Below are 7,931 nucleotides of genomic sequence, written 5' to 3' on the forward strand. Positions count from 1 at the left end.
ACCGATCTTCTCGGTGGCCGACTACGGCCTGGAGGCCGATCTGTTCGAGGCTGTGCCGGAACTCATCAAGGCGCTCTGAGCCCTTTGAACCAGACAAGGGCATCGTTCGCGATGCCCTTGTTGTATCTGCATCCCTGAATTCCGAGGAAAGACCACCATGAGCTACACCGCCCCCCTCAAGGACATGCTGTTCAACATCGAACACCTGGCGCGCATCGACCAGGTGTCGCAGCTGCCGGGCTTCGAAGACGCTGGCCTGGAGACCGCACAAGCCGTGCTGGAAGAGTGCGCCAAGCTCAACGAAGGCGTGATCGCCCCGTTGAACTTCGAGGGCGACAAGAACCCCTCGTCGTTCAAGGATGGTGTGGTCACCACCACGCCGGGATTCAAGGAAGCGTTCAAGCAATACGCCGAAGGCGGCTGGCAAGGCCTGCAGCACCCGGTGGACTTCGGCGGCCAGGGCCTGCCCAAGACCATTGGTGCGGCGTGTGGCGAAATCCTCAACAGCGCCAACATGAGTTTTGCGCTGTGCCCGTTGTTGACCGACGGCGCAATCGAAGCCCTGCTCACCGCCGGCTCCGACGAGCTCAAGGCCACCTACCTCGAAAAACTGGTGAGCGGTGAATGGACCGGCACCATGAACCTCACCGAACCGCAGGCCGGCTCCGACCTGGCCGCGGTGCGCAGCCGCGCCGAGCCGCAGCCCGATGGCAGCTACAAGGTGTTCGGTACCAAGATCTTCATCACCTACGGTGAGCACGACATGGCCGACAACATCGTGCACCTCGTGCTGGCGCGCGTGACCGGCGCACCCGAGGGCGTGAAGGGCATCAGCCTGTTCGTGGTGCCGAAGTTCATGGTGAACCCCGACGGCTCGCTGGGCGCTCGCAACGACGTGCACTGCGTGAGCATCGAACACAAGATGGGCATCAAGGCCAGCCCCACCGCCGTGCTGCAGTACGGCGACCATGGCGGCGCCGTGGGCTACCTGGTGGGCCAGGAAAACCGCGGCCTGGAGTACATGTTCATCATGATGAACGCGGCGCGCTACGCGGTGGGCGTGCAGGGCATTGCCATCGCCGAACGCGCTTACCAGAAGGCCGTGGGCTACGCGAAGGACCGCGTGCAGAGCCGTCCGGTCGATGGCTCGATGAGCACGGCCGCGCCCATCATCCACCACCCGGATGTGAAGCGCATGCTGATGACCATGCGCGCTTCCACTGAAGGCTGCCGCGCCATGGCCAGCGTGGCCGCTGCCGCTTACGACGCCGCCCACCACCACGCCGACGCCGAGGTGCGCAAGCAGAACGCGGCCTTCTACGAATTCCTGGTGCCGCTGGTCAAGGGCTACAGCACCGAGATGAGCCTGGAGGTGACGAGCCTGGGCGTGCAGGTGCACGGCGGCATGGGCTTCATCGAAGAGACCGGTGCGGCGCAGTACTACCGCGACGCCAAGATCCTCACCATCTACGAAGGCACGACCGCGATCCAGGCCAACGACCTGGTGGGCCGCAAGACCGCGCGCGACGGCGGCACCGGCGCCAAGGCGCTTGCCGCGCAGATCGAAAAGACCGAAGCCGAACTGGCCGCGCGCAGCAGCGCCGACGCCAAGGCCGTGCTGAAACGCCTGAAGGCCGCGCGTGAGGCTTTTGTGGACGTGGTCGAGTTCATTGCCGCCAACACCAAGGGCAACCCCAACGCGGCTTTTGCCGGCAGCGTGCCCTACCTGATGCTGGCGGGCAACCTGGTGGCCGGCTGGCAGCTGGCGCGCGCGCTGGTGGTGGCCGAGGACCTGTCCGCTCAGGGACAGGACAAGGCCTTCATGAACGCCAAGATCACCACCGCGCGCTTCTATGCCGACCACATCCTCAGCCGCGCGCCTGGCGTGCGCGATGCGATCGTCGATGGTGCAGAAGCGGTGACGGCCTTGGCCGTTGACGCTTTCTGAAACCCAGGCGCGCCCAACAGCACCGTTCGGGCTGAGCTTGTCGACACCCTTGCCGGAAGAAGCGCAAGCGCGTGGCGGCAGGCTTGATGCGAACGGATAACTTGCCCACCCAGGAGACTCCATGACCGCACCCGCCCGCAGCCTGCCGCCCGTTCTCAAGAACCTGAAGTTCCCGGTGATCGGCTCGCCGCTGTTCATCATCAGCAACCCCAAGCTCGTGATCGCGCAATGCAAGGCCGGCGTGGTGGGTTCGATGCCGGCGCTCAACGCGCGCCCGGCGTCGCAGCTGGACGAGTGGCTGGCCGAGATCACCGAGGCACTGGCGGCACACGACAAGGCCAACCCCGACAACAAGGCCGCGCCGTTTGCCATCAACCAGATCGTGCACAAGAGCAACGACCGGCTGGAGCAGGACATGGCGCTGTGCGCCAAGTACAAGGTGCCGATCGTCATCACCAGCCTGGGGGCGCGCGAAGACGTGAACCAGGGCGTGCACAGCTGGGGCGGCATCGTGCTGCACGACGTGATCAACAACGTGTTCGCGCACAAGGCGATCGAGAAGGGCGCTGACGGCCTGATCCCGGTGGCGGCCGGCGCCGGCGGCCACGCCAGCGTGAAGAGCCCGTTCGCCATGGTGCAGGAAATCCGCCAGTGGTTCGGCGGGCCGGTGGCGCTGTCGGGTGCCATCGCCTCGGGCGGTGCCATCCTGGCCGCGCAGGCCATGGGCGCCGATCTGGCCTACATCGGCTCGGCCTTCATCGCCACCGAAGAAGCGCGCGCGGTCGACGGCTACAAGGAGATGATCACCAGCTCCGATTCCGACGACATCGTCTACAGCAACTTCTACACCGGCATCCACGGCAACTACCTGAAGGGCAGCATCAAGAACGCCGGCATGGACCCCGACAACCTGCCGCAGAGCGACCCGAGCAAGATGAACTTCGGCACCGGCGAAGGCGCCAACGCAGCCAAGGCCTGGCGCGACATCTGGGGCTGCGGCCAGGGCATCGGCGCCATCCGCGAGGTGCTGCCGGCGGCCGAGCTGGTGGCCCGCTTCAAGCGCGAGTACGCCGAAGCGAAGGCGCGCATCTGCGCTGGTTGATCCGTCTGCTGTGAGTGCCGGGGCAGGCCGCGTTGGCGGCGCTGCCGGTCATCCAGAAACACCGCGGAACCGGCTTCGCCGGGCCGCTGGTGTTGCCCCCCTTTGAGGGGGGTGGCGCGCAGCGCCGCAGGGGGTGCTTCTAGTTCTTTTCGCCGCGCAGCCAGGCGCCGAACGACTCAAACACCTTGCCGACTTCGTTGCCGAAGTTGGTCTTGTACTGCACACCGGCGGTGTCCGAGATCTGCGATACCCAGCCGCCATCGCGCCACTCGGCGTACAGCCAGTCTTCGCCGTCGCGCACCAGGCCGTCGGGCGGTGCGGGCGTCGGTGCCACCGGCACACCCCTGAGCGCCGTGCCCATGTAGTCGATCCAGATCGGCAAGGCGATGCGCCCGCCCGACTCGCCGCCGCCCAGGCTGCGTGGCTTGTCGTAACCCACCCAGACGGCGGTGGCCAGGCTGGGCTGGTAACCGGCGAACCAGGCGTCGACCGCGTCGTTGGTGGTGCCGGTCTTGCCATACAGGTCGGGGCGCTTGAGCGTGGCCTGCGCGCGCGCCGCGGTGCCGCTGCGCGCCACGTCGTTGAGCAGGCTGGACACCACGTAGGCGTTGCGCGCCGGAATGGCGCGCGCCTCTTCCGCCAGCGGGGCCGGTGGGGGTGCCTCGAACAAGACCTTGCCTTGCGCATCGGTGATTTTCTCGATCACCACCGGCGCCACATGCCAGCCGCCGTTGGCCACGGTGGCGTAGGCCTGCGCCATCTGCAGCGGCGTGACGCTGCCGGTGCCCAGGGCCAGGGTGAGGTCGTTGGGCTGGCGCGCCACGTCCAGGCCGAAGCGGCCGGCCCATTCGCGCGAGGCCTGGGTGCCGGTGTGCTGCACGATGCGCACGCTGGCCAGGTTGCTTGAGCGCTTCAAGGCCTCGCGCACGGTGATCGGCCCCTGGTGTTCGCCATTGCTGTTGCTCGGGCTCCAGCCGTTGGCGGCGGTGAAGGGCAGGTCGTCCACCAGGGTTTCGGGCATCACGCGCGCTTCCAGCGCGGCCGAGTACAACAAGGGCTTGAGCGCCGAGCCGGGCTGGCGCCAGCCCTGCGTGACGTGGTTGAACGGCTGGCTGGTGAAGTCGAACCCGCCCACCAGCGCACGCACGCGCCCGGTCTGCGGGTCGATGGACACCAGCGCGGCTTCGGCCTCGGGCCACTGTGAGATGGCCCACAGGGTGGTCTTCTTGTCCTTGGCCTTGCCGTTGGCGATCACGCGCACGACAGAGCCGCGCTCCATCTTCAGCGGCGCCTTGGCCTTGGCGTCGAGCGCTCGCTGTGCCCAGCGCAGGCCTTCGCCTTCCACGGTGATGCGTTCGCCGCTGGCCAGTTGCACCTCCAGCGCCTTGGGGCTGGCGGTGAGCACGATGCCCACGCGCAGGGTTTCGTCGTCACGGTGGTCTTTCAGCGCTTCGGCGGCCGCACGCTCCAGTTCGGCGCCGTTGCCCGCGGGCAGGGTTTCCAGGTCTTCCGGGCCGCGCCAGGCGCCGCGCCGGTCCAAGGCGAGCACGCCACGTTGCACCGCAGTGTGGGCGGCGCGCTGGTCGGCCGCGCGTAGCGAGGTCGTCACCCGCAGGCCGCTGGAGTAGGCCTCGGTGCCGAAGCGCTCCACCACGATGCGGCGCGCCATCTCGGCCACGTGGGCCGCGTGCACGCTGCGTTGGCCCGGCGTGCGGATGACCAGTTTTTCAGCGCGCGCGGCGGCGAGCTGTTTGTCGTCGATCACCTCGGTGGCGCGCATGCGCTCGAGCACCACGCGCTGGCGTTGTGTGGCGCGTTCGAGGTTGGCCACCGGGTTGGCGTAGTAGGGGTTCTGCGGCAGGCCCGCGAGCATCGCGGTTTCGGCCAGCGAGAGTTTGTCCAGCGGTTTGCCGAAGTAGATCTGCGAGGCGGCGGCAAAGCCGTAGGCGCGCTGGCCGAGGAAGATCTCGTTGAGGTAGATCTCCAGGATGCGGTCTTTGGAGATTTCGTCTTCCAGCTTGAGCGCGAGCCAGATTTCCTTGGCCTTGCGCTCCGCCGAGAACTCGCGCGTGAGCAGCATGGTGCGCACCAGCTGCTGCGTGATGGTGGAAGCACCCTGCTTGCGCCCGCCGGTGACGGCGGCGAACAGCGCCCGCGCCATGCCCTTGGGGTCGACGCCGGAATGTTCGCGAAAACGCGCGTCTTCCACCGCCAGCACGGCCTGCTGCAGGCGCAGGGGCATGCGCGAGAGCGGCACGTATTCGCGCCGCTCGGTACCGAACTGCGCGATCTCCTCGCCGTCGGCGGTGAGCACCTGCAGCGGCTGCTTGGGTTGGTAGTTGACGATGCGGTCCAGCGGCGGCAGGTCGAACGGCGAGGCCGGGACCGGGAGCGCAACAAAGACGGCTGCGATGAACGCAAGGGCAAGGGCCGTGCGGCGCAAGGTGGTCTGAAGCATGGGGCTGAATTATCCCGCCGCCACGTGAAGCGAAGGTGTGGTCAAAGTGCGTCCAGGTAACCAGCTGTGTCCTGCGTGGCCCCTGTTTTTTTCGCCGTTCCGGGCGGTGCCGGGTGTATGCCCCCCCGGGTAAGATGCCCGCTCCATCCGATTCCCCGAACCCCCCATGCGCAAGCGCATCCTGCTGCTGGAAGACGAACAGGCCATCGCCGACACCCTGATTTACGCGCTGCAAAGCGAGGGCTTCGAGGTGCGGCATGTGCGCCTGGTGCGCGAGGCCCTGGCGGCCTGGGCCGAGGCGCCGCCCGATCTGGCGGTGCTTGACGTCGGCCTGCCCGACGGCAACGGCTTCGATGTCTGCCGCGCCATCCGCAAGACCAGCGAACTGCCCATCGTGTTCCTGACCGCGCGCCACGACGAGATCGACCGTGTGCTCGGCCTGGAGCTGGGTGCCGACGACTACGTGGTCAAGCCCTTTTCGCCGCGCGAGGTCTGCGCCCGGGTGCGCGCGATCCTGCGGCGCAGCGCGGGCAGTGCCGCGATGCCTGTGGCGCCGGTCGATGCAGCACCACAGGCCATCGCCGTGTTGAGCCTGGACGAAGCGGCGCAGCGCATCGTGTGTGCGGGAGAGGTGCTGGCCCTCACGCGGTATGAGTTCCTGCTGCTGGCCACGCTGCTGCGCCGGCCGCAGCGCATCTTCTCGCGCACCGAATTGATGGACCTGGTGTGGGGCAGCGCGCCACACACCTCGGACCGCACGGTGGACGCCCACATCAAGCTGCTGCGCGCCAAGCTGCGTGAGCGCGGCCTCACGGCCGAGCTGATCCAGACCCACCGGCACATGGGCTATTCGCTGCGTTTGCCGGCCTGACACCATGCGCATCGGCCTGCGCCTGTTGTTGGGCTTCTTCCTGGTGCTGGGCCTGGCGCTGTTCGTGGTGCTGCGCGTGCTGCTGGACGAAGTCAAGCCCGGCACGCGGCTGGCGATGGAAGACAGCCTGGTCGACGCGGCGTACACGCTGGCGCAACTCGCCACGCCCGACATGAAGGCCGGCACCATGGCCGATGGATTCTTCGCGCGCTCCCTGCAAGGCCTGGACGCGGCGCGGCCGGCCGCCGACCTCAGCGGCTTCCGCAAGGACCGCATCGACTACCGCATCACCATCACCGACGTGCAGGGCATCGTGCGCTTCGACACCTTGCCCGAAGCCATCGGCCAGGACCACTCGCGCTGGAACGACGTGGTGCGCACGCTGCGCGGCGAATACGGCGCGCGCTCCAGCCCGGCCAGCCCGTACGACCCCGACAACACGGTGATGCACGTGGCCGCGCCCATTCGCGACGGCGACCGCACCATCGGCGTGCTCACCGTCTCGCGGCCCAACCAGCGCCTGCAGCCCTACATCGACCGCAGCGAGCAGCGCATCCTGCGCTGGTCCTGGGTGCTGCTGGGGCTGTCGCTGTTCATCGGTGTGCTGATGAGCTGGTGGATCGCCAGCTCGCTCTCGCGCTTGCGCGGTTACGCCAACGCGGTGTCGCGTGGCGAGCGCGTGCCGCTGCCGGTGCTCGGGCGTTTGAGCGGCAGCACCGAGTTCACCGACCTGGCCGCGGCGCTGGAGCGCATGCGGCTCAAGCTGGAGGACAAGGCCTACGTCGAGACCTATGTGCACACGCTGACGCACGAACTCAAGAGCCCGCTGGCGGCGATCCGCGGTGCCGCCGAACTGCTGCAGGAAGAACTGCCCGCGGCCGACCGGCAACGTTTCGCCGGCAACATCGAACGCCAGGCCGAGCGCCTGCGACTGCTGGTGGACAAGCTGCTGCAACTTGCCCATGTGGAGCAGATGCAGGGCCTGACCACGCGCGAAGCGGTGGACCTGAGCGCGCTCACGCGCGAGCTGCTGCAGCGGCTCGAACCGCGGCTGCGGTTGAAAGCGCTGCGGGTGCACGACGAGCTCGGGCACGGTCAGGTGGTGCAGGGCGATGCATTCCTGATCGGCCAGGCGCTGCAGAACCTGCTGGACAACGCGATCGACTTCTCACCCCAACAGGGTGAACTCCGGCTGCGTTTGCAGGCGGTGGACGGGCAACTGGAGTGGTCGGTGCGCGACCAGGGCCCGGGCCTGCCGGACTACGCGCGCGAGCGCATCTTCGAGCGCTTCTATTCACTGCCGCGCGGCGAGGCGATGGACAAGGGCTCCGGGCTGGGCCTGTGCCTGGTGCAGCAGGTGAACGAGCTGCATGGTGGCCAGCTGTGGGTGGACAACGTGCAGCCGCCACCTGGCTGCGAGGCGCGCTGGTGGTTGCCGAAACACCCCCCTGCGCCGCTGCGCGGCTTCCCCCCTCTGTAGCGCGCCTTCGGCGCTTCGAGGGGGGACGGCATCTCGGGCCGGCGTAGCGCGAGGGATCGAGAACACCCCCTG

5 protein-coding genes are annotated in these 7,931 nt (G+C 67.9%); 4 read left to right on the top strand and 1 reads right to left on the bottom strand.

What is annotated here, in order from left to right:
• Positions 1-157 precede the first annotated feature (157 nt).
• Together HPA01S_RS21970 and HPA01S_RS21975 are read left to right on the top strand one after the other, a co-directional pair.
• Positions 158-1,948 carry an acyl-CoA dehydrogenase gene (locus tag HPA01S_RS21970; protein ID WP_066273570.1) on the top strand — a complete coding sequence of 597 codons (1,791 nt, stop codon included), beginning with the start codon at positions 158-160 and terminating at the stop codon, positions 1,946-1,948.
• Between the two features lie 121 nt (positions 1,949-2,069).
• Positions 2,070-3,050 carry an NAD(P)H-dependent flavin oxidoreductase gene (locus tag HPA01S_RS21975; protein WP_066273574.1) on the top strand — a complete coding sequence of 327 codons (981 nt, stop codon included), beginning with the start codon at positions 2,070-2,072 and terminating at the stop codon, positions 3,048-3,050.
• 139 nt (positions 3,051-3,189) lie between these two features.
• Here the strand turns inward: HPA01S_RS21975 and HPA01S_RS21980 are convergent, their stop codons facing one another.
• The gene (locus tag HPA01S_RS21980) at positions 3,190-5,508 is read right to left on the bottom strand and encodes a penicillin-binding protein 1A (RefSeq protein ID WP_066273576.1); all 2,319 of its coding nucleotides are present in this window, start codon (positions 5,506-5,508) and stop codon (positions 3,190-3,192) included.
• Between the two features lie 166 nt (positions 5,509-5,674).
• Between HPA01S_RS21980 and creB the strand changes: the two genes are divergently transcribed.
• Both creB and creC read left to right on the top strand, forming a co-directional pair.
• The gene (gene creB, locus HPA01S_RS21985) at positions 5,675-6,379 is read left to right on the top strand and encodes a two-component system response regulator CreB (RefSeq protein ID WP_066273578.1); all 705 of its coding nucleotides are present in this window, start codon (positions 5,675-5,677) and stop codon (positions 6,377-6,379) included.
• A 4-nt stretch (positions 6,380-6,383) separates the two neighbouring features.
• Positions 6,384-7,859: a two-component system sensor histidine kinase CreC gene (creC, locus tag HPA01S_RS21990; protein WP_084360911.1), complete on the top strand. Its 1,476-nt coding sequence runs from the start codon at positions 6,384-6,386 to the stop codon at positions 7,857-7,859.
• Positions 7,860-7,931: the final 72 nt, after the last annotated feature.

Origin of the sequence: Hydrogenophaga palleronii NBRC 102513 (assembly GCF_001571225.1) — a bacterium.
Classification (GTDB): domain Bacteria; phylum Pseudomonadota; class Gammaproteobacteria; order Burkholderiales; family Burkholderiaceae_C; genus Hydrogenophaga; species Hydrogenophaga palleronii.

Coding starts and splice junctions, on each gene's coding strand:
- creB (WP_066273578.1), top strand. CDS start 5,675: ATGCGCAAGCGCATCCTGCTGCTGGAAGACGAACAGGCCATCGCCGAC.
- HPA01S_RS21970 (WP_066273570.1), top strand. CDS start 158: ATGAGCTACACCGCCCCCCTCAAGGACATGCTGTTCAACATCGAACAC.
- HPA01S_RS21975 (WP_066273574.1), top strand. CDS start 2,070: ATGACCGCACCCGCCCGCAGCCTGCCGCCCGTTCTCAAGAACCTGAAG.
- creC (WP_084360911.1), top strand. CDS start 6,384: ATGCGCATCGGCCTGCGCCTGTTGTTGGGCTTCTTCCTGGTGCTGGGC.
- HPA01S_RS21980 (WP_066273576.1), bottom strand. CDS start 5,508: ATGCTTCAGACCACCTTGCGCCGCACGGCCCTTGCCCTTGCGTTCATC.